Here is a 20,883-nt window from a genome sequence, read left to right as displayed (position 1 = left end):
TTAATTGCGGTCAATTCCCGCCTCGGAGTGACACCACATGACACGCTTTATCTTCGCCCGTCTGATCAGCGCCATACCCACGGTGCTGGTGACGGTGGCGTTGGCCTTTTTCATGATGCGGCTCGCCCCCGGCGGCCCCTTCGACAGCGAGCGGCCGGTTTCGCCAGCCATCGAAGCCAATCTGAAGGCCGCCTATCATCTCGACGATCCGCTATATCTGCAGTTCCTGCGGTATCTCGGTGGCGTTATCCAAGGGGATTTCGGCCCCTCCTTCAAATATCAGGATCTCACCGTCGGTGAGTTGATCATGCAGGGCCTGCCGACATCGCTGTTTCTGGCGTTTACCGCCGTCTTTCTGGCGACCGGCCTCGGCATCACCATCGGCCTGATCGCCGCCTGGCGTCAGAATAGCGCCACGGACTATACGGTCATGACCGGGTCGATGCTGGGCATTGTCATCCCCAACTTCGTCATGGCCCCCCTGCTGACACTGGTCTTCGGCGTTTACCTGGGCTGGCTGCCGGTCGGTGGTTGGGTTCGAGGCGATCTTGGTATCGTAAAGCCGCTCTATGTGATCCTGCCGATCATTGCGCTGATCCTGCCCAAGATTGCCTATATCGCCCGCCTGACCCGCGCTTCGACCATTGAGGTGCTGCGCTCGAACTTCATCCGCACCGCCCGCTCCAAGGGGCTGAGCGAGCGGAAGGTTCTGACCCGGCATGCGCTCAAGGCCTCGTTGCTACCGGTTGTATCCTATCTTGGGCCGTCGACCGCCGGCACGATCATCAGTTCGCTGGTCGTCGAAACGATTTTCGGTATTCCGGGCATCGGCCGCTACTTCGTGCAGGGCGCGCTGAATCGCGACTACACCCTCGTGCTGGGGGTCGTGGTGCTCTACGCCGTGATCATCATTCTGTTCAATCTGATCGTCGACATCATCTACGGTCTGCTGGATCCGAAGGTGCGCTTCGAATGACAGTTCACACCATGGAAGAAGAAATCGCAGGGCGATCGCTGCTGAGTGATGCCCTTGCCCGTCTGCGACGTAACAAGGCCGCGATGCTCGGTCTGTTCATCCTGGGCGTGATTTCCCTTTTCGCCATTATCGCCCCCAACGTCTCGCCGCACCCTTACGACGAGATCTATTGGGACCGCTTCAATAGTCCGCCCGATTTTGAGAATCAGCATTGGTTCGGCACCGATGCCAGTGGCCGCGACCTTTTTGTGCGTGTTGCCTATGGCGCCCGCATCTCGCTGATGGTTGGTCTTGTGGCGACCTTGGTGTCGCTGATCATCGGCGTTTTCTATGGCGCGGTTGCCGGGTTTGCCAGCCGCCGGGTCGATAACTTCATGATGCGGATCGTCGATATCCTCTATGCGATGCCGTTCATCTTCTTCGTGATCCTGCTGATGGTCTTTTTCGGCCGGAACATCCTGCTGATCTTCATCGCCATCGGTGCTGTCGAATGGCTGGATATGGCCCGTATCGTCCGTGGGCAAACGCTCAGCATCAAGCGCCGCGAATATGTTGAAGCCGCGCGGGCGTTCGGTGTCTCCAACTGGACGATCATCCGCCGCCATATCGTGCCTAACGCCATCGGCCCGGTCGTTGTTTATGCCACTCTGACGGTGCCGAAAGTCATTCTGCTGGAGAGCTTCCTCTCGTTCCTTGGGCTTGGTGTCCAGGAACCGATGACCAGTTGGGGCGTGTTGATCTCTGAAGGATCGCGCGGCTTAGAAGAATATCCCTGGCAGCTTGCCTTCCCGGCGACCTTCATGGCGTTGACCTTGTTCGCCTTGAACTTCATCGGTGATGGCATCCGCGATGCCCTCGATCCCAAGGACCGTTGATCGCGATGTCCCAGACCATTCTTGAAGTGCGGGATCTCGTCACCCGCTTTACGACCCAGGACGGCGACGTCCAGGCCGTCAACAACATCAGCTTTTCCGTCAATGCCGGCGAACGTGTCGGTATCGTCGGTGAAAGCGGTTCCGGCAAATCGCAGACCTTCATGTCGATCATGGGGCTGCTGGCCACCAACGGTCACGTTACGGGCAGTATCAAGCTCAATGGCCGCGAACTGGTCGGCCTGACGCGCGATGAGCTGAACGAGATCCGTGGTCGCGAGATGGCCATGATCTTCCAGGACCCGATGACCTGTCTTAATCCGTACCTGCGCATCAGCCGTCAGCTGACCGAAGTGCTGGTGAAGCATAAGGGCATGACGGAATCCCAGGCTCGCGAGCAGGCCATGGGCATGCTGGCCCGCGTCGGTATTGCCGATGTGGAGCGGCGCTTCGACATGTATCCGCACGAATTCTCGGGCGGTATGCGTCAGCGCGTCATGATCGCCATGGCCCTGCTCTGTGCGCCCGATCTTCTGATTGCGGACGAGCCGACAACGGCCCTGGACGTGACCGTTCAGGCCCAGATCCTGGATCTGTTCCGCGATCTGAAGGCCGACAACGAGAAGACGGCGCTGGCGATCATCACCCATGATCTGGGCGTCATCGCCGGTCTGTGCGACCGGGTCATCGTGCTTTACGGCGGCCGGATCGTCGAACAGGGTACCGTGAAGGAAATCTTCTACAGCCCGCGTCACCCCTATACCAAGGGCCTGCTGAACGCCTTGCCGCGCTTCGATATGCCTGCGCGTGGGGTGTTGCCGACCATTCCGGGCCAGCCGCCTAATCTGCAGCGCCTGCCCAGCGGTTGTGCCTTCTCACCGCGATGCCCCAGCGTCTTCGATCGCTGCCGGGCAGAGCGTCCCCCCTATAAGGAACTGGCGCCCGGTCGCGGCAGTACCTGCTTCCTGGAGGAGGTCTAGTCATGGCCCAGCCTCTCCTCTCCGTCCGTGACCTGCGCGTCGAATTCGCCATCGGCGGCGGTCTGTTCGAAGCCCCCAAAAGCCTCAAAGCCGTCGACGGCATCAGCTTCGATCTGATGCCGGGCGAGACACTCGGCGTCGTCGGTGAATCGGGTTGCGGCAAGTCCACCCTCGGGCGCGCCGTGCTGCGCCTGATCGAGCCAACCGGCGGCAAGGCCGTCTGGCTCGGCAAGGAACTGGGCGGCCTGAATGATGAAGCCATGCGTCAGGTCCGCCGCGACATGACCATCATCTTCCAGGATCCGCTGGCCGCGCTCGATCCGCGGATGACGGTGGAGCAGATCATTGCCGAACCGCTGGTCACCTTCCGTAAGGATCTTGGCAAGGAAGAAGTCGGCCGCCGGGTGCGTCAGATGATGGCGCGTGTGGGTCTCAGCCCGCAGCACGTCAACCGCTATCCGCACGAATTCTCGGGCGGCCAGTGCCAGCGTATCGGCATTGCCCGCGCGATGATCCTCGAGCCTAAGCTGGTGGTGTGCGACGAGCCCGTCTCGGCCCTCGACGTCTCCATCCAGTCGCAGATCATCAATCTTCTGATCGATCTGCAACGCGAGCTGGATCTGGCGCTGATCTTCATCAGCCATAATCTGGCGGTCGTGAAGCACATCAGCCACCGGATCGCGGTGCTCTATCTTGGCCGTCTGGTGGAACTGGGGGATGCGGCGGAAGTCTTCAATTCGCCAAAGCACCCCTATACGCGGGCGCTGATCTCTGCCGTGCCGATGCCCGATCCGGAACTGGAGGAACGCCGCCAGCGTATCCCCCTGATCGGCGAGCTGCCCTCGCCGCTCAATCCGCCGTCGGGCTGCAGCTTCCGTACCCGCTGCCCCTATGTCATCCCCAAATGCGCCGAACAACGGCCCGAGCGGGAGTTCGCCTTTGCCGGTCATGAAGTGGCTTGCCATCGGTGGCCGGAGTTGGAGCCTTTCAATCCGTTGGAGATGTAGGCAATAGTATCCGTGGGGAGCCTTTAGTCATGCTCTCCACGGATATTGTTTGAATACAAATCAATGGAAGGGAATGAACAGTGCTACATAAATGGCTGACGGTTAAAGCCGTGGTACTGGATGACCCCAAGCGTCCCTTTCGTGGATTCGGGCGCGACCTTGCCCCGAACGAACGCCCCCGCATGCATGAGACCGATATCGCGCCGAGCCATATCGTGCGCGCGACAGTCTGGGTGGACGACAAGACGACCCCCGGCGAAGCCGTCAATCGCACCGTTCTGCATCTGGTGACGGGCGAAATCCTCTATCTCGCCGAAACCCGCCGCTCCTTCTTCACCGCCTGGAGCGAGCTGCTGAACCTGTCAGGCCAGCAGGTCCGGATCGACGTCGACGATCTTTAGAATAGAGTTCTCGGCGTAAAACCACAGCACTCCCAAAACACCTCGTCATCCCGGACTTGATCCGGGATCTCGTGTAGGCAGACTCGAAGAGATTTTCGATGCGGCTCGTCAACGCCAGATCCCGGATCAAGTCCGGGATGACAGATTTTGTTTGAAAACAAAAAGCCCGGGATCTCTCCCGGGCTTTTGTCTTTGTCCTGTCCGGCGACCTATTCGAGGTCGGCGCGGTTCGGGATGAATTCGACGGTGATCTGATCCGCGTTCTGGTCGCGCTTCACAATCGTCCAACCGGCTTCCTGATAGCGCTGCATGATCGAGTGCAGAATACGATCCGTGACCGTCTTGGTGGGCAGCGGAATGGTGACTGTCAGGCCGGGGAAGTAGTTCTCTTCCAGAAACTCATCGATCTTCTTTTCGATGACACGCAGAACTTCATATTCCTGCTTGGCGAGACGGAAGGCCTGGAACGGCGTAATCGGCATCAGGTGCGATCCTGCGATGGGAAAGACGGCCTTCTGGCCGACGGGACGATGGCGCGATTATGGACTAAATTAAGGCGTAAGCGCAACTACCCGCCGCGCTTTAACTTTCCGCCCGCAGTCTTACAATTGTCCGGCAACTGGAAACGGTCGGCCAAACGCTGTCCGGCAGCTTCCGCCCGCCCCTGTTGCACACGATAGCGACCGCCGCTTTCCTTGGGGCAATCAAGGGCGACACCTGCCTCTACCATCAAAGCAGACAGATCCAACCCTTCGATTTCGCAAGTACCGATATTCAGCGTTACTGCGGGGTTCGGTTCGAAATGACAGTAGGTCCGGCGATTCTGGATGCGGCGATGCAACCAGCCCCGGGCGTTGAGACCATCCGGTGTCGAGGCCTTGGGAACTGCAATCCCCTTCAGGCGCACGGCATTGGCGTCGATCCGCACGACATTACTGTCGACCACTTCAGGGAAGCCATCGACGGACCGGGGACCATCGGATTTTGCCGATGCCCCCGCCGCCGTTAGGCAGATCGCCAGGATCAGAGGAAGCTTAAAGGCCAAGGCGGCGCGTCTCTTCGTCGGTCAGGCGGCCAGTGGCATTCGCCCCCTGCGACCGCTGCCACTCGCGGATGGCATTGCGAGTACGCGATCCGATCACGCCGTCCGTAGCACCGGGATCGAAGCCTGCCGCGCGCAGGGCATCCTGGACCGCGCGGTTATCGACCGTACGTCGGCCGCCCGGAGAAACCTGAACCTGCCCCATCATGGTGTTGGACAGCGGGATCTGCGCGGTATTGGCTGGGCAGGCACCATTGGCGATGTCGCAGTTCCACATATAGCCGCGCGGCTGCTGCGTCATGGTGCCGCCGGGCTCGAACGCGCATTTGCAGATGGTGCCGGTCTGGCAGATCTGCATGCCGACACTCTGGGCCGAGCATGCCAGCGGAACCTGCGCCGAGGCACGCTCCGCAACAAGCGGCAGACCGGTACAGACAACAGCGGCAAGGACGATGGAACGCCACATAGCGACCCTCTTTTCTTCGTTGGCGGACAACTGCCGATAGGTCATGACACCCGTCGGCCATAGGCATTCAAGCAAGTTCGATGCCGCCGACCTATGCCATTTAACTCTTTGAAAATACGCCATTAACGATTGCCAGAGGCGCTAACCCGGCAAAAGATGACTAGGCAACCGGAACGATCTTACTGCCCTGCCGTGGCGAGACTATGGAGCCGGGTTCAATCCGGTCATAGCCGCCCTGCACCATCGCCCTTGCTCGGGCGTGTCAGGCCGCTATGCTCGTTGGCCGAACAAGGAAAGCACCCTACCGAATGATCCTGCTGCTGCGCCATGGCCAGACCGAATGGAACCGCGACCGCCGCCTGCAAGGCCAAGGCGATTCTCCCCTGACCGCTCTTGGCCGCGCCCAGGCCCGCGCCATGGGGCGTACAGCCCGCACTGCCCTTGGAGCCGGGATCACGCCGCGCCTGATGGCCAGCCCGCTGGGCCGCACCCTCGCAACCGCCGATCTGGTGGCATTCGAGCTGGGGATCTCCGCCGCACCGGTCACCGATCCGAGGCTGATGGAACTGGCGTTCGGCAGTTGGGAAGGCCGCACCGGGATCGAGACGCTCGATACCCTCACCCATCTGGAGCCGCACTGGCGCTACTTCCATTCCCCCGATGGCGAGACGCACCCGGTCTTCGTGAAGCGGATCAGCGGCTGGTTGGAGGAATTCGCCGATGGGCCGGAGCCGCTGGTGGTGGTCAGCCATGGGTTGACCGGTCAGATCATCCGGGGTGTCTATGGCAAGCTGGATGACGAGGCGACCTTGCGGCAGGACCATCCGCAGGATGCCATCTTCAAACTGCAGGGCGGCATCGTCGAGCGTCTCGCCTGTGAGCCCGTCGAGATGGACCTCGCCTGAGCATGACTGTCCCGCCGCCCGATCAGCAGGATCCGTTTCGCCGCCTCCAGGCCATCATGGCGCAGCTCCGTGACAAGGACAGCGGCTGCCCCTGGGACATCGAGCAGACTTTCGCGACCATCGCGCCCTATACGGTCGAGGAGGCCTATGAGGTCGCCGACGCCATCGAGCGGGGCGACAAGACCGACCTGAAGGACGAGCTGGGCGACCTGCTGCTGCAGGTGGTTTTCCACGCCCGCATGGCGGAGGAGGAAGGCTCCTTCACCCTTGATGATGTGGCGGAAGCCATCTGCGCCAAGATGATCCGCCGTCACCCCCATGTCTTCGATGTACCCGCCGGTGGACCGACTGCCTGGGAAGACATCAAGGCGGCCGAGCGCGCGGCCAAGGGCAAGCCCGAAACCCCGCCCGGCGCTCTGGACGGTATCTCCGTCGCCCTGCCCGGCCTGAGCCGCGCCCTGAAGCTTCAGCAGCGGGCGGCCCGTGTATCTTTCGACTGGTCCGAGGCCCGGTCGGTCTTCAACAAGCTGACCGAGGAAATCGGCGAGCTGGAAGCCGAGATGACCGCGCCGCAGGTCGATGGCCGCAAGCTGGAGGATGAATTGGGCGACGTGCTCTTCTGCGCCGTCAATCTCGCTCGCCATCTGAAAGTCGACCCGGAAGCGGCCATCCGCTCCACCAATGCCAAGTTCGAGCGGCGCTTCCGCCGCGTCGAGTCACTCCTGGCCGATCAGGGCCGCACACCGACCGAGGCCTCCCTTGATGAGATGGAAGCGCTCTGGGTTCAGGCAAAGATAGAGGAACGCACATGAGCCATATCGTTCTCGTCACCGGCGCCACAGCCGGTTTTGGCGCAGAAATCGCCCGCCGCTTCATCGCCGAGGGCCATAAGGTCATCGGCACTGGACGTCGCAAGGAACGTCTGGCGGAGATGACCAAGGAGTTCGGCGATAGGTTCCTGGGCGTCGAGATGGACGTGCGCGACCGCAAGAGCGTCGAAGGCGCCATCGCGGCTCTGCCCGCCGACTGGCAGGCTGTCACGGTGCTGGTCAATAACGCCGGTCTCGCCCTTGGCCTGGATCCAGCCTGGTCGGCCAGCCTCGACGATTGGGAAGAGATGGTCGATACCAACGTGAAGGGCGTGCTGTATCTGACCCGCGCCCTGCTGCCCGGCATGAAGGACCGCGACCGTGGGCATATCGTGAACCTCGGCTCGACGGCGGCGGAATTCCCCTATCCCGGCGGCCATGTCTATGGCGCGACCAAGGCTTTTGTCCATCAGTTCAGCCTCAATCTGCGGGCCGATCTGGTCGGAACCAATGTGCGCGTTACCGATATCCAGCCGGGCCTGTGCGGCGGGACAGAGTTTTCCAACATCCGTTTCAAGGGCGATGATGAGAAAGCCGCCAGCGTTTATGCCGGGACAGTGCCGCTGACAGCCGAAGATATCGCCGAAGCCATCTATTGGGCCGCTACGCTGCCTAAACACGTCAACATCAACTCGATCCAGATGATGCCGACGTGTCAGGCCAATGGCCCCTTCACGATCAAGCGCTCGTAAATTTGTGGGAAGATCGGGGAGAATTCTCCCCGATCACTGCATGACCTTGCGGGTGACCAGCAGCCGGTCGTTCTCCTTGCCCTGGGTCTTCCAGAACAGGCGGAACGGCGCGCAGATCTGATCGTCGCTGCGGATCGTCACATTGCAGACATCGGCGCCAGTAAAGGCCTTGGCTTTGGCAGCCGTGTATTTTTCGATTTCGATGGAGATGTCGTTCTCCTTCCCATCACCACACATCTGACCGTTCTTCTCGTCATCGCCGCTCAAAGGGAAACGCACGGTCTGGCCGCTGTGATTTCCGGCATGGTGGGTGACCAGCATGATGACATATTCCGGCTTCTTGGGATCGTAGCGATCCAGATAACCGACGGCTCGATCCTCGACGCCATCGCAGGTGAAATCACCCTTCAACTGCTGGGCTTCCTTCAGCTTGTCGGGAAAGCCTATCTCGGCTTTGAACTGGGCGAACACATCGCCAGCTACCACCGGCGATGCCTTGCCTGCAGGCGCGGGAGCAGCCGGAGCTTTGGTCGCTTGCGGAGCCGCGGCAGCGGGCGCTGCCGAAGCCATCGGGAAACTGCCTGCGGTCAGATTACCATTCCAGGCACCACCACTCCCCGCCCGGTCATCGCAATAGGCCCAGGTCCCCGCGAGCGAGCCGTTCGGCTGCAGCTTCCACTGAACGGTACCCCAGAAATTGCTGCCATATTGCGCCCTGGCGCAGCGCTTTTCGGACTGTGGCTGCACCCAAGTCGCCTGGATCCGATCGCCGGTGATCTTGCCGATAAGCTGGCCCTGGTATTTGGAATAGCTGCCAGTGAGCACATCAAGCTTATCGGTCTTCATCGACAGGGGACCGAAGTCCGATGTCCAACTTGCGCTGCGCTCCAGCGCCCCCGCCGTCGATGCGCTGAGCATCGCCACAAGAAACCCAACCACGCCTGCTCTTGTCATGCCGCTACTCCCCTGATGGATAAGCTCAAGCATAACATCCGGCACCGGGCGCGGTACCTGAGAACCTAAATTATGCGGTATCCAGCCTAGTTCCGACCGATGGTCATCCGGGACCCAGGACGACCGCCTGGCTGCGTTCCCAATTTCCAGAAAACCTGCGGATCACTGCATTGCCCGCTGGAAACACGCACGGAAACGCTGCAGACATCAGCCCCGGTAAATCCTTTAGCATCGGCAGGCGTCGTCTCAACGCGGGAGATCGAGATCTTCCTGTCTGGTCCCTTGCCGCAGAGGGGCTGCGGGACATCACCAAAGCCGAAGCGCTCAACATCTCCGTCGGGTTGCTCGCCGCTGGTCGTTACGATCAGCACGGCATATTCCGGCGCTGCCGGGTCCGCCTCGTCAAGATAGCCGAGGACACGGTCGGGGGAACCGTCGCAGGTAAAATCGCCCGTCAACTGTTGGGCTTTGGCGAGATTCTGGGACGGTCCGATATAACGCTCGAACATCGCCGTCACGTCGCTGTCGGTAACCGGCCGGTTCGGCAGTTGCGGGGCGATGCTGGCGGGGACCTTGGCAACGGAGGCTGGCAGATCGCCGCTCACCATCCTGCCGTTCCAGGCCCCCTCGCTGCCCAGTGGCGCCGTGCAGAACGACCAGATGCCCGTCATCGAGCCATTGTCGTAAAGCTTCCACTGGACCGTTCCCCAGAAGAAGCTGCCCAGCAAAGGCCGGTCGCAGCGCCGCTCGGAAAGCGGCTGAATCCAGGTCGCAGTGATTTCGCCTTCGCGCAGTTCGCCGAGGATTTTGCCGTCATATTCGGGGTAGGTGCCGGTGACTTTCAGGTCGTCGGAGATGGTCAGCGTTATGGTGCCGTAATCGGTCGCCCAACTTGAAACCCGGTCAACCGCCAAAGCCTGGGCGGAGACAAGAACACAGGACGACAACAGCAAGGCACCAGCAACGCGACGCATCAAAGCCCCGGCTCAAAGAACGTAAGGATACGAATTTATCCTTGGCCTTGGCCGTAAGGGCAAATGAAAATCGGTCGGCCGAGCGCTCAGTTCCGCCCGACCACAAGCTCGCCTCTATGCTCGCCTGACCGAATCCAGAAAATGCGAGGGGAGTCGCAGGCATCATCCTGCACGCGCACCGCAACCTTGCAGACTGGAAGATCGCCGAACCAATCGCTCACATCGAACTTTCTATGGTCTTCCCGATGCAGAGTGATCTTGTTTTCCTGGTTGCCACAGATACCGATCTGATTATGACCAGCCCCAAGCCCAATCGTCTTTACCGCAAGCTTGCCACCCGACTTCGAGATGAAGCTCACCCAGTAACCTGAATATTCCTCATCCGGCGAATCAAGATAGCCGACAATACGGTCGCTGACGCCATCGCAGGTAAAATCCCCCTTCAATTGGGATATGCCCGCTCTGTTGCCAATCGGAGCCTTGGGAAGCGAAGGGAGGACCCGCTCGACATCGGCATCTGTCACGGCCTGTCGCTCTGCTGCCGCAGCCACACCCCCGAAGACAAAAAACAGGCTCATCAGGGTGGCTGCGATGCGCATGGCCTAAAGTCCTAGCCGCTTGCGGACCGTTTCCCAGATCGAGACGTCCCGGGCGATCAGCAGCCCCTGCCCGCGTTGACTGGCCTTATAGGGCGTGCCATCGAAGCGGGCGCTGATACCGCCGATCTCCTGCATGGCGAGCGCACCGGCCGCATGATCCCAGGGAAGTGTGCGGTAGAAGAGCGCGAAATCGACGACGCCATCAATCAGCCGCAGATAATCGTGACCAGCGCAGAACACCGGCTTCACGACGGCGATCTGCGTCTTCTTATGCTCCAGGTCCGCACGCTGCTCGACCGGAAAGAAGCGGGTATTCATAGAGCCGCGCCAATGGGCGGGGTTTTCTTCGAACGGCGGACGCGGGCCCAGCGGAGCGCCATCGACCTCCACCCCCTCGCCTTTCACGGCGATGGCCATCCGGCCGGACAAAGGGTCGTGGATCCAGCCGCCGACCGTTTCGCCCTTATGCACCAAGGCCACGAGGCAAGCGACCAGCGGGCGGCCATTGGCGAAGTTCGAGGTTCCGTCAACGGGATCGATCACCCAGACCCAATCCTCGCCATCCAGACGATCGCGCACCGTGGGATCGGCAGCGCAAGCCTCCTCACCCACCACCAGCGATCCGGGGATCAGCGCGGCAAGATCGCGGGTCAACCTATGTTCCATCGCCTCATCGGCGACAGTCACCAGATCGTTCGGCGCCTTCTCGCGGATATCGCTTTTGGCGAGTTTACCGAAACGCGGCTTGATCTCGATGGCAGCGGCTTCAGCAATGATGGCGGCGGTTTTGGCGGGGTCAAAAATGCTCATACATCCGTCATGAAACAAAACGGCGGACAGATCAACTCTGCCCGCCGCATATGTGGTCTTCCTCAGGCCCGGAGCTGCAGATCAGTGGTTCAGGATCTGGCTCAGGAACAGGCGGGTACGCTCCGACTGCGGATTATTGAAGAAGGCATCCGGTTCGTTCTGCTCGATGATCTCGCCGCGATCCATGAAGATCACGCGGTCAGCCACCGATTTGGCAAAGCCCATTTCGTGCGTGACGCACAGCATGGTCATGCCGTCTTCGGCAAGGCTGATCATGGTATCGAGCACTTCCTTGACCATTTCCGGATCGAGGGCCGAGGTCGGCTCATCGAACAGCATGATCTTCGGCGACATGCAGAGCGCGCGGGCAATCGCCACACGCTGCTGCTGACCGCCCGAAAGCTGGCCCGGATACTTCAGGGCCTGATCGGGAATGCGCACCCGCTCCAGATAGCGCATGGCGATCTTTTCGGCTTCCGCCTTGGGCATCTTCTTCACCCAGATCGGCGCCAGGGTGCAATTCTCCAGCACCGTCAGATGCGGGAAGAGATTGAACTGCTGGAACACCATGCCGACTTCGCGACGGATGATTTCGATGTTCTTGACGTCGTTGGTCAGTTCGGTGCCTTCGACGACGATCCGGCCCTTCTGGTGTTCTTCCAGACGGTTGAGGCAGCGGATCAACGTCGATTTGCCCGAGCCCGACGGCCCGCAGATGACGATGCGTTCGCCCTGGGTGACCGACAGGTTGACGTCGCGCAGGACGTGGAATTCGCCGTACCACTTATGGACGCCCGCCATCTCGATGATGGTCGGTGCATTGGCGATATCGCGTTTCTTTTGAGCAGGTGCGGTCATCGGCTCGTACCCTTACGGAGATCATATTCAAGACGCTGGCTGAACTTCGACATCGTGAAGCAGAAGGCGAAGTAGATCAGCGCGAGGAAGACGTACATTTCGATATAGAAGCTGCGCCAGGGCGGATCGGTCAGCGCGGCCTTGCCTGCCGACAGCAGGTCGAACAGGCCGATGACGATCACCAGCGAGGTATCCTTGAAGGTCGAGATGAAGCTGTTGACCATGGGCGGGATCACCAGACGCAGAGCCTGCGGCAGGATGATCTTGCGCATCTTGGTCCAATAGCCGAGGCCCAGGGCATCGGCCGCTTCATACTGGCCCTTGGGGATCGCCTGCAGGCCGCCGCGGATGACTTCCGCCAGATAGGCACCCAGGAACAGGGTGAAGCCGATCTGAGCGCGCAGCAGCTTGTCGATGCTCACGCCTTCTGGGAAGAAGAGCGGGATCATGAAGGATGCCATGAAAAGCACGGAGATCAGCGGCACGCCGCGGATCAGCTCGATATAGGCAACACAGACTGCACGGGCCACCGGCAGGTGCGAGCGACGCCCCAGGGCCAGGATGATGCCCATGGGATAGCCGAACACGATGGCGATCATCGACATGAGGAGCGTCAGCGGCAGGCCGCCCCATTCCTCATGGCTGACGTACTTCAGATTAAAGAAGCCGTTCTGCGGGTCGTTGATCATGCCGCCGAACAGCACCACCAGCCAGATGAAGACCGCAAAGCCCCCAGCGGTGATGACGGCCGGGCCCCGGAAACGCTTGAAGGCGGCCAGGGCCAAGGTTGCGACAGTCAGGACGATGGCGGTCCAGGCCGCAGGGTTTCCACCCCACAGCAGGGCAGTCCAGACGAAGACCTGCATACCCCAGGCCGTCAGCAGGGCATTGCCCCAAAAACGGCGATAGCAGCTGACACCGACCAGCCCGACGAAGGTCAGGATCGCCAGCGCCGGACGCCATTGCTCGATATAGGAATAGCGACCGAACAGGGTGAAACGACCCTTTTCATGGACGATGGCCCAGCAGGCCCCGCCCGCGGCACGGCATTGGTCGGGGGTGATGGCTTTGCCCGTCGCGTCCAGCCCCTGGGAAACCCAGGTTGCCTTGAAAAACGCCCAGGGGACGATCTTCGAGACGGCATAGACGATGAAGGCGACGCAGACCACCGTCAGGACGGAGTTCAGCCAGGAATTAAAGAGATTGGCGCGCAACCAGCCGACCACACCCGTTTCGGATGCCGGTGGTTTTTCGACGGGAGCGCTGGTGGTGAGTTCGCTCATGGCTTTCTCCTCAGCGCTCGATCAGAGCAATGCGCTTGTTGTACCAGTTCATGAAGGCCGAGATCGACAGGCTGACCGTAAGGTAAGCCGCCATGATCAGCGAGACGCCTTCAACGGCCTGACCTGTCTGGTTCATCGTCGTATTGAGGATGGACACGAGATCGGGGAAGCCGATGGCAACAGCAAGCGAGCTGTTCTTGGTGAGGTTGAGGTACTGGCTGGTGATCGGTGGAATGATCACGCGCAGGGCCTGCGGCAGCACGATGAGACGCAGGATGGTGCCGCGCGTGACGCCCAGCGCCCCTGCTGCTTCCCACTGCCCTTTCGGCACGGCCAGAATACCGGCGCGCACATTCTCGGCGATGAAGGCCGCCGTATAGAGCACGAGACCGAAGGTCAGCGACATCAGTTCTGGCGAAACCGCCCCGCCGCCATTGAAATTGAACCCGCCCAGCTTGGGCAGATCCCACTGCAACGGCGCACCTGCAACGAGCCAGACCAGGAGCGGCAGACCGAAGAGGAAGCCAAGCGTCGGCAAGAAGACCGGGCGCATCTGGCCCGTGGCTTCCTGATGTTTAGCCGCCATGCGACGCCACACGAAGGTCGCAGCCACACCGGCAAAGAAAGCGATCCACATCCAGCCATGGATAGCGTGCTCGACGATATGCGGAACGCGCAGCCCCTTTTGGGACAGGAACACGGCACCGGGAATGATCTCGATGGCCTGACGGACAGGCGGCAGCGCCTCGCCGATGATCGTGTACCAGAAGAAAAGCTGCAGCAGCAGCGGGATGTTACGCAGCGTCTCGACATAGATCGAGGCGAGCTTGGCCACCAACCAGTTCGACGACAGGCGCGCAATACCGATGATGGTGCCGAGAATGGTCGACAGCACGATGCCGATGATGGCGACCAGCAGCGTATTCAGAATGCCGACAACGATGGCGCGGGCGTAGGTATCGGCCGCGCTGGAGGCGATCAGCGATTCGCCGATGCCAAAACCGGATTCACGACCGAGGAAGCTGTAGCCGCTCGCAATCTTGCGCTGCTCCAGATTCGACAGTGTGTTGTTGACCAGATACCAGCCGACCGCGACAACGCCGGCAAGAATGAGAATCTGGAAAAGGACTGCCCGAAAGTCCTTGTCGTTCAGCAGTGAACCCTTGGGCCGCTGAACAGATACCGCGTCTCGTCGATTGTTCATCGAGACGTGTCTCCTTGACGTAAAGCCTGAATTCCGGGGCCTGTCGGACTTATGCCGACTTTAAGGCCGATAAGACGACGACGCCGATGCACGTTCCCTTACGTGCATCGGCGCCGGTCTTAGGTGTCGATGGACCGCTTAGCGGATCGGCATCGCGTACTGCAGACCGCCCTTGGTCCACAGTGCATTGAGGCCACGCTCCAGCTTCAGCGGGGTGTTGCGGCCGACGTTACGCTCGAAGATTTCACCGTAGTTGCCAACGGCCTTAACGGCGGTGACAACCCAGTCTTCCGACACGTTCAGAGCCTTGCCCATGCCCGGGGTCACGCCCAGGACGCGCTTGACTTCCGGATTGTCCGACTTCTTCTGCTCTTCGACATTCGCCTTGGTGATGCCGAGTTCTTCAGCCTGCACCAGGGCCGCAACGGTCCAGGCAGCCAGGTTGAACCACTCGTCGTCGCCCTGGCGGACGGCGGGAGCCAGCGGCTCCTTCGAGATCAGTTCCGGCAGGATGATGTAGTCGTCAGCATTGCCTGCACGCGCCGAACGGGTCGAGGCCAGGCCCGAAGCGTCGGTGGTGTAGACGTCGCAACGACCAGCGAAGAAGGCAGCTTCAACTTCGGCGAGATCGGCGATCACGACCGGCTTGAATTCCATCTTGTTCGCACGGAAGTAGTCGGCGAGGTTCAGTTCGGTGGTGGTGCCCGGCTGCACGCAGACGGTGGCGCCATTCAGTTCCTTGGCGGACTTCACGCCCAGCTTCTTCGGAACCATGAAGCCCTGACCGTCATAGAAGGTCACCGGAGCAAAATTCAGACCCAGCGACGTATCGCGCGACAGGGTCCAGGTGGTGTTACGCGACAGAATGTCGATTTCGCCCGACTGCAGAGCGGCGAAACGCTGCTGCGAGCTCAGCGGAACGAACTTCACCTTAGTGGCATCGCCCAGGGCGACAGCAGCCACGGCGCGGCAGACGTCAACGTCGAGACCGGTCCAGTTGCCCTGTGCATCCGGTGCCGAGAAGCCCGGAACGCCGGTGCTGACGCCGCAGGTCAGAACCCCGGCTGCCTTCACCTTTGCAAGGGTGCCCGCGCCCTGTGCCTGCGCGCCCGGCGCAAGAGCAACCGCAGCGGCGACACCGGCGGCAAGAGCGGCACCGATGGTTGCCTTCGAAATTTTCATACCCTCAACTCCTCATTTACCCGTCCGTCATTGCGGCGGGCATAACCCCGTGAAGTCCATAGTTACGAGTACACCCCTTCCCTTAAGGATGCCCCGCTGCTGCGATCATTGCGAACCAGACCCTGTGGGTCAATGTCCCCGTGACAAGAAAGTAATGTTTTTTCGCAAAATCCCGACGAAGAGACGGTTGACGCTGGCGAAACGTCGGAATCTTTTGGCAATGTGATCGCCTCACCGGCCCAAACGTAATTGTCTGAATGACAGGAATTGACAGTAATTATGAACGACGAGACGCTTGTTACCCAGATAGGTCGTCAACGCAGCGACCAGCGCCACTTCGTGAATACGGCGATACACCGGGGCTCGACCGTCGTCTATCCGACCTACGCGCAGTTTTGCGAAGCAGGCAACCTCGGGCGGCACCAGCTTTCCTATGGGGCTGAAGGTACGCCAACCAGCTTTGCCGTCGAACAGGCTATCGCGGAACTCGAAGGAGCGGCTGCTGGCTTCATCGTCCCGACCGGGCTTGCGGCCGTCACCACGGGTCTGATGGCGGTTCTGAAAGCAGGCGACCATCTGCTGATCGCCGACAGCATCTATGGCCCGACCCGCCGTTTTGCCTGCTCCACCCTCACCCGCTTTGGGGTCGAGGTGGAATTCTTCCCGCCCTGCCTGGGTGCCGATATCAAAAGCCTGTTCCGACCGAACACCCGCGCCGTCATGACGGAAAGCCCAGGCTCGCTGACCTTCGAGATCCAGGATATTCCCGCTATTGCCGATGTGGCGCACAAGCACGGCGCCGTGGTGCTGATGGATAATACCTGGGCCACGCCGATCTTCTTCAAGCCGTTCGACCATGGGGTCGATATCTCGATCCAGGCGGCCACCAAATATCTCTCGGGCCATTCCGATCTGCTTGCCGGAACGGTCGCCACCACAGCGGCCCTGCAGGATCAGGTCTATCACCAGCTTCACGACCTCGGCATGACCTCGGCGCCGGAGGATTGTTATCTGGTGCTGCGCGGCATGCGAACCCTGTCGATCCGTCTGGAGCGCCACCAGCAGACCGCCCTCACCCTTGCGGAATGGCTGGCCGGACGGCCGGAGGTGGAGAAGGTTCTGCACCCTGCCCGCCCCGATTTTCCGACCCATGATCTCTGGAAGCGCGATTTCACCGGCGCCTCCGGTCTGTTCGGCTGCATCCTGAAGCCGGTCAGCAAGGCTCAGCTCGCAGCCTTCGTCGATGGCATGCAGCTTTTCTCGATGGGGTTCAGCTGGGGTGGCTATGAAAGCCTGCTCATCCCCTGCAATCCCCGCTCGACCCGCTCCTCGACCACCTGGGAGGAGCCGGGCCAGCTGCTACGTATCAGCGCCGGGCTGGAGCATCCCGACGATCTGATCGCGGATCTGAAGGCAGGGTTCGAACGGATGGCGCGGGTTTAGGACGAAATAAAATGGATCGTCATCCCGGGACTTGATCCCGGGATCCCCTCCGAGAGCGCTTCTACGTCTTTCCGCCAGAATTGGACAAGCTCCCGGAGGAGATCCCGGTGTCGAGCACCGGGATGACGGTCAAAAACTAAGCCGCCGCGCAGGCCGCACAGGTGCCGCTGATCTCGACCGTCGAGCGCTTGGGTTTGAACCCTTTGCGCGCGGCAAGCGTATCGATGGCCGCGACCATCTCATCGTCCGCCAGCTCGGTAACGGTGCCGCAGGTATCGCAGATCAGATACTGGCCCTGGTGGGGGTGATCGGGGTCGGGGCAGCCGATGAAGGCATTGCGCGACTCCAGGCGATGAATCAGCCCCTGTTCCAGCAGGAAGTCGAGCGCGCGATAGACGGTCGGCGGCGCAGAATTAAAGCCGTCGTCCTTCAGATTGTCCAGCAGCGCATAGGCCCCGACCGGCTCATGGCTACGCCAGATCAGCTCCAGCACCCTGCGGCGCACCGGGGTCAAATTGGCATCGCGCGACTGGCATAGGCGCTCGGCCTTGGAAATCGCGCTGTCGATGCAATGCTGATGGTTGTGGTCTGCCAAGGCTTCGCTCATTCTCGCCGCATTCTGGCGGATACTATTACGATGTTCTGGAGCCCTTGCCTATGTCCGACGACCAATTGCTCGATCAAATCGCCTTCGACGACAAGGGACTGGTCCCGGTAATCGCGCAAGCGGCCGGTACCGGCGAGATCCTGATGATGGCCTGGATGAACCGCGAGGCCGTCGCCGAGACTCTCCTGACCAAGAAGGTGTGTTACTGGTCTCGCTCGCGCAAGTCCCTATGGCGCAAGGGCGAGACATCGGGTCAGGTCCAGACGCTTGTTGAACTGCGCCTCGACTGCGACGGCGACGCGCTGCTGGCCGTGGTCGAGCAGCAAGGCGTCGCCTGCCACACCGGCCGCCGCTCCTGCTTCTTCCTGACCGCGACGGACGGAGCCTGGGTCGAGAACGCCAAGCCCCTTATCAGCCAAGAGGAGCTGTATCACCGCCATGACTAACCTTGCCCGCCGCCACCTGCTGGTCGCCCTCGCCGCCCTGCCGCTCGCTTCGAAGGCTGGTTTTGCCGCCGACAAGCCGGTGACGGTTCTGACCGTCCCTGCCCTGGTCGAGCCCTTGAAGGCCCTGTTGCCGCGCGGCACCCGCTTCATCGCCGCCAATGGCGCCGAAATGCCGATCAAGATCGAAAGCGAGATCGCCGCCGATCTGATCATCACCGATAATCCTGGCCAGTTGACCGAGTTCTCCCAGAACGGCCGCACGGTTCTGGGGACTGAGCGCAGCTTTGCCCGCGACCGGCTGGCCCTCGCCCAGCGCTCCGATCAGGCAAGGGTCGCCATGGTCCGGCCCGGCATCGTCTGGCAGGACGTGGTGGAAGGCGGCAACTTCGGCATTCTGGCGCCCGAGGCCGGGATCACCGGCGAGCGTATCGCCCAGACCGCCGAGCAGCTTGGGGTGCAGCAGCAGCTTCCGGGGCGCGCTGTCCCCTTCTACGATCTGACCGCCCTGGTCGCCTCCCTGAAGGAAGGCACGATTGCCGCCGCTTTCCTGCCCCATGCGCTGGCGACCGGCACCCCCAACCTGGAAGTGGTCGGCAGCGTGCCGGAAACCCTGGCAGCGCCCATCGTCTATAGCGCCGCCCTGATCGAAGGCCACGACCGCGCCAACGTCCGCGCTGCGCTCGAAGCCTTGAGCAGCGTCGGCGCGCGGGAGATCTATGCGCGCTTCGGGCTGCTGACGCCGCTGGTTTAGGGGGCGCTAGGCCTGCCGGCGGCTAATCGCCTGACTTGCCGCCGGCTCGGCCAGCCTCGCAGAGTGTAAGAAACTCATCGGCGAGACTTGATCGTCGGAGCCAGAAACTTCTCTTCATTTCGAGATCGATAACTTGCCATTCGGCAGAGCCCGTTTCCGATAAGGCTACGGGCATGATATAGCCACGACGCTCATCTTGAACATCGTATAAAACCTCACCGGAAACGCCATTTCTGGAGGATTCTTCGTCTGGAATCTTTGTCAACGGCAAGGGGTTCGGCAGCGTTTTCCCGAGCCCCCAGTCGCCTCTTAAGCGGTGTTTTTCTAGAGGGACCCGGATCAACTCCAGATTTCGATACAGCGTCTCAAATTGAGTATCCCCGACGAGCGATTTTTTAATGGTTCGCAAGATCTCGTAGGCACTGCCGATCCAGAATTCGCTCAGCATGAGTTGATAGTGTGGCCCAAGGTCTAAGACCATCGGGTTTTTTCCCTGCCTAAGCCCAGCAGCCGCTTCATCTTCCATGGCTCTTAGCAGGGTGTCGACCTCCCCTAGCTTTTGCGTGGCGACAAGCAACAAGGAATTTGAAAGATGGCTGCTCACCCAATAAGAGGCAGTGATCCAGCGGGTTGTAAGTTCCGGGCGCGCATTTCTGGCAACGGCGAATGCAACCGCCATTAATGTCGAAACGGAAGGTGCCGTCATATTTGCAACCCCTTAGCCCGCAACTAACGCGTATTGACGCGTGAAATCCATCAGCCGCCGGGTAAGCTCGGCGATGTCGAAATCGGCATGATGGACGCCGGGGTAGAAGACAGCCTGCTTGGGCTCGTTCGCGGCGGCAAATAGCGCACGGCCATAGGAAACCGGCACCACGCCGTCGAGCTCGCCATGGAACAGCAGCAGCGGCGCCTTGACCTTTGGGATCTTGCTGAGCGACTCGAAGCGATCTTTCAGCAGCAGGCGCGCCGGGAGCCAGGGATAGGAGGCAGCGGCGAGATCAGTGATCGAGGTATAGGGCGCCTGTAGCACCAGCCCCGCGACCGGATATTCCGTCGCCATCTGCACGGCGACGCCGGTTCCGATGCTTTCGCCATAGATCAGAATGCGATCCGGCATGAGCGACAGCTGGCGCTCCGCATAGGCGATCAACGCCCGGGCGTCCTGATAGAATCCTTCCTCCGACGGGTTGCCCGCGCTCGCCCCATAGCCGCGATAACTCAAGGCTAGCACGCCGAAGCCCGCCTCGCCCATCAGGCGGAAGAACCCCGCGCGCCCGGCGATATTGCCGCCGTTGCCCTGGAAATAGAGGATCGTGGGGAACCCCTGCCGCGCCGGACGGTGCCAGGCTTGCAACGGAGTGCCATCCCCGCTGGCCAGCCTCAGATCGCTGAAGCCGGAAAGGCCGTAAGCGGACGGCTCCTCGATCTGCTTTGCGGGGAAATACTGCAGACTCCGCTGGAATGCCCACATACCGAAGCAGATCAGCACGTAGAGGCTGAGAAGCACCGTCACGGTCAGAAGTACGATCTTGCTCAAGGCTTTCAATCTGCCGCTCGAA

The 20,883-nt window shown here is 61.0% G+C and carries 25 protein-coding genes; 11 read left to right on the top strand and 14 right to left on the bottom strand.

The annotated features are described in order from the left end of the window. Positions 1 to 37: 37 nt before the first annotated feature. The 5 genes from oppB (at position 38) to ACFSM5_RS06635 (ending at position 4,236) form a co-directional block, all read left to right on the top strand. Positions 38 to 976, top strand: coding sequence for an oligopeptide ABC transporter permease OppB (gene oppB, locus ACFSM5_RS06655; RefSeq protein ID WP_379875522.1), 939 nt, complete (start codon positions 38 to 40; stop codon positions 974 to 976). Continuing rightward, positions 973 to 1,851: an ABC transporter permease subunit gene (locus ACFSM5_RS06650; protein WP_379875521.1), complete on the top strand. Its 879-nt coding sequence runs from the start codon at positions 973 to 975 to the stop codon at positions 1,849 to 1,851. The genes oppB and ACFSM5_RS06650 overlap by 4 nt, the downstream gene beginning before the upstream one ends. Before the next feature lie 5 nt (positions 1,852 to 1,856). Continuing rightward, a complete protein-coding gene (locus tag ACFSM5_RS06645) occupies positions 1,857 to 2,828 on the top strand; it encodes an ABC transporter ATP-binding protein (RefSeq protein WP_379875520.1) in 972 nt (323 codons plus the stop codon). 2 nt (positions 2,829 to 2,830) lie between these two features. Next, on the top strand, positions 2,831 to 3,835 hold the full coding sequence (locus ACFSM5_RS06640) for an ABC transporter ATP-binding protein (RefSeq protein WP_379875519.1): 1,005 nt from the start codon (positions 2,831 to 2,833) through the stop codon (positions 3,833 to 3,835). A gap of 80 nt (positions 3,836 to 3,915) precedes the next feature. After that, the gene (locus ACFSM5_RS06635; protein ID WP_379875518.1) at positions 3,916 to 4,236 is read left to right on the top strand and encodes a hypothetical protein; all 321 of its coding nucleotides are present in this window, start codon (positions 3,916 to 3,918) and stop codon (positions 4,234 to 4,236) included. 209 nt (positions 4,237 to 4,445) lie between these two features. On the opposite strand, the gene ACFSM5_RS06630 is transcribed toward ACFSM5_RS06635, so the two are convergent. The 3 genes from ACFSM5_RS06630 to ACFSM5_RS06620 all read right to left on the bottom strand — a co-directional run bounded on the left by ACFSM5_RS06630 (position 4,446) and on the right by ACFSM5_RS06620 (position 5,744). Beyond that, a complete protein-coding gene (locus ACFSM5_RS06630) occupies positions 4,446 to 4,718 on the bottom strand; it encodes a hypothetical protein (protein ID WP_379875517.1) in 273 nt (90 codons plus the stop codon). Between the two features lie 86 nt (positions 4,719 to 4,804). Continuing rightward, positions 4,805 to 5,281, bottom strand: a complete 477-nt coding sequence (locus ACFSM5_RS06625) for a thermonuclease family protein (RefSeq protein WP_379875516.1) — start codon at positions 5,279 to 5,281, stop codon at positions 4,805 to 4,807. Beyond that, entirely contained in the window at positions 5,271 to 5,744 is a 474-nt protein-coding gene (locus ACFSM5_RS06620; protein WP_379875515.1) for a peptidoglycan-binding domain-containing protein, read from the bottom strand. Before ACFSM5_RS06620 ends, ACFSM5_RS06625 begins: the two co-directional genes overlap by 11 nt. A 308-nt stretch (positions 5,745 to 6,052) precedes the next feature. Between ACFSM5_RS06620 and ACFSM5_RS06615 the strand changes: the two genes are divergently transcribed. From ACFSM5_RS06615 to ACFSM5_RS06605, 3 genes are read left to right on the top strand one after another with little or no spacing between them, the layout of a single operon-like run. Next, a complete protein-coding gene (locus tag ACFSM5_RS06615) occupies positions 6,053 to 6,649 on the top strand; it encodes a histidine phosphatase family protein (RefSeq protein WP_379875514.1) in 597 nt (198 codons plus the stop codon). Between the two features lie 2 nt (positions 6,650 to 6,651). After that, a complete protein-coding gene (gene mazG / locus ACFSM5_RS06610) occupies positions 6,652 to 7,461 on the top strand; it encodes a nucleoside triphosphate pyrophosphohydrolase (protein WP_379875513.1) in 810 nt (269 codons plus the stop codon). Then, positions 7,458 to 8,210: an SDR family oxidoreductase gene (locus ACFSM5_RS06605; protein WP_379875512.1), complete on the top strand. Its 753-nt coding sequence runs from the start codon at positions 7,458 to 7,460 to the stop codon at positions 8,208 to 8,210. Before mazG ends, ACFSM5_RS06605 begins: the two co-directional genes overlap by 4 nt. A gap of 33 nt (positions 8,211 to 8,243) precedes the next feature. On the opposite strand, the gene ACFSM5_RS06600 is transcribed toward ACFSM5_RS06605, so the two are convergent. From ACFSM5_RS06600 to ACFSM5_RS06565, 8 genes are all read right to left on the bottom strand, one after another. Continuing rightward, on the bottom strand, positions 8,244 to 9,164 hold the full coding sequence (locus ACFSM5_RS06600) for a hypothetical protein (RefSeq protein ID WP_379875511.1): 921 nt from the start codon (positions 9,162 to 9,164) through the stop codon (positions 8,244 to 8,246). Between the two features lie 86 nt (positions 9,165 to 9,250). Further along, on the bottom strand, positions 9,251 to 10,138 hold the full coding sequence (locus tag ACFSM5_RS06595; RefSeq protein ID WP_379875510.1) for a hypothetical protein: 888 nt from the start codon (positions 10,136 to 10,138) through the stop codon (positions 9,251 to 9,253). Between the two features lie 86 nt (positions 10,139 to 10,224). Continuing rightward, positions 10,225 to 10,737, bottom strand: coding sequence for a hypothetical protein (locus ACFSM5_RS06590; RefSeq protein WP_379875509.1), 513 nt, complete (start codon positions 10,735 to 10,737; stop codon positions 10,225 to 10,227). Between the two features lie 3 nt (positions 10,738 to 10,740). Next, complete coding sequence (locus tag ACFSM5_RS06585) at positions 10,741 to 11,547, bottom strand: inositol monophosphatase family protein (RefSeq protein ID WP_379875508.1); 807 nt, start codon at positions 11,545 to 11,547, stop codon at positions 10,741 to 10,743. 81 nt (positions 11,548 to 11,628) lie between these two features. Further along, positions 11,629 to 12,348 carry an amino acid ABC transporter ATP-binding protein gene (locus ACFSM5_RS06580; RefSeq protein ID WP_379875594.1) on the bottom strand — a complete coding sequence of 240 codons (720 nt, stop codon included), beginning with the start codon at positions 12,346 to 12,348 and terminating at the stop codon, positions 11,629 to 11,631. Between the two features lie 53 nt (positions 12,349 to 12,401). Beyond that, positions 12,402 to 13,688, bottom strand: coding sequence for an amino acid ABC transporter permease (locus ACFSM5_RS06575; RefSeq protein WP_379875507.1), 1,287 nt, complete (start codon positions 13,686 to 13,688; stop codon positions 12,402 to 12,404). A gap of 10 nt (positions 13,689 to 13,698) precedes the next feature. Continuing rightward, positions 13,699 to 14,892 (bottom strand): amino acid ABC transporter permease, encoded by a 1,194-nt coding sequence (locus tag ACFSM5_RS06570; protein ID WP_379875506.1) that lies wholly within the window; start codon positions 14,890 to 14,892, stop codon positions 13,699 to 13,701. 138 nt (positions 14,893 to 15,030) lie between these two features. Then, on the bottom strand, positions 15,031 to 16,074 hold the full coding sequence (locus tag ACFSM5_RS06565) for an amino acid ABC transporter substrate-binding protein (protein ID WP_379875505.1): 1,044 nt from the start codon (positions 16,072 to 16,074) through the stop codon (positions 15,031 to 15,033). 279 nt (positions 16,075 to 16,353) lie between these two features. Between ACFSM5_RS06565 and metC the strand changes: the two genes are divergently transcribed. After that, the gene (metC, locus tag ACFSM5_RS06560) at positions 16,354 to 17,517 is read left to right on the top strand and encodes a cystathionine beta-lyase (protein WP_379875504.1); all 1,164 of its coding nucleotides are present in this window, start codon (positions 16,354 to 16,356) and stop codon (positions 17,515 to 17,517) included. A 136-nt stretch (positions 17,518 to 17,653) separates the two neighbouring features. Here metC and ACFSM5_RS06555 read toward each other — a convergent pair whose 3' ends face one another. Then, positions 17,654 to 18,124: a Fur family transcriptional regulator gene (locus tag ACFSM5_RS06555; RefSeq protein WP_379875503.1), complete on the bottom strand. Its 471-nt coding sequence runs from the start codon at positions 18,122 to 18,124 to the stop codon at positions 17,654 to 17,656. A gap of 50 nt (positions 18,125 to 18,174) precedes the next feature. Here ACFSM5_RS06555 and hisI point away from each other — a divergent pair, with 50 nt between their 5' ends. Both hisI and ACFSM5_RS06545 read left to right on the top strand, forming a co-directional pair. After that, positions 18,175 to 18,570, top strand: coding sequence for a phosphoribosyl-AMP cyclohydrolase (gene hisI / locus ACFSM5_RS06550; RefSeq protein ID WP_379875502.1), 396 nt, complete (start codon positions 18,175 to 18,177; stop codon positions 18,568 to 18,570). Beyond that, on the top strand, positions 18,563 to 19,321 hold the full coding sequence (locus tag ACFSM5_RS06545; RefSeq protein ID WP_379875501.1) for a molybdate ABC transporter substrate-binding protein: 759 nt from the start codon (positions 18,563 to 18,565) through the stop codon (positions 19,319 to 19,321). The genes hisI and ACFSM5_RS06545 overlap by 8 nt, the downstream gene beginning before the upstream one ends. Before the next feature lie 22 nt (positions 19,322 to 19,343). Here the strand turns inward: ACFSM5_RS06545 and ACFSM5_RS06540 are convergent, their stop codons facing one another. After that, the gene (locus ACFSM5_RS06540) at positions 19,344 to 20,027 is read right to left on the bottom strand and encodes a hypothetical protein (protein WP_379875500.1); all 684 of its coding nucleotides are present in this window, start codon (positions 20,025 to 20,027) and stop codon (positions 19,344 to 19,346) included. Positions 20,028 to 20,039: 12 nt separating this feature from the next. Next, on the bottom strand, positions 20,040 to 20,861 hold the full coding sequence (locus ACFSM5_RS06535; RefSeq protein ID WP_379875499.1) for an alpha/beta hydrolase: 822 nt from the start codon (positions 20,859 to 20,861) through the stop codon (positions 20,040 to 20,042). Between the last annotated feature and the right edge of the window lie 22 nt (positions 20,862 to 20,883).

The sequence above is a fragment of the Lacibacterium aquatile genome (genome assembly GCF_042683105.1).
Taxonomy (GTDB): Bacteria; Pseudomonadota; Alphaproteobacteria; order Elsterales; family Elsteraceae; genus Lacibacterium; species Lacibacterium aquatile.
The sequence above is the reverse complement of the archived record's forward strand: the minus strand, read 5'-3'. Positions and strand labels throughout refer to the sequence as shown.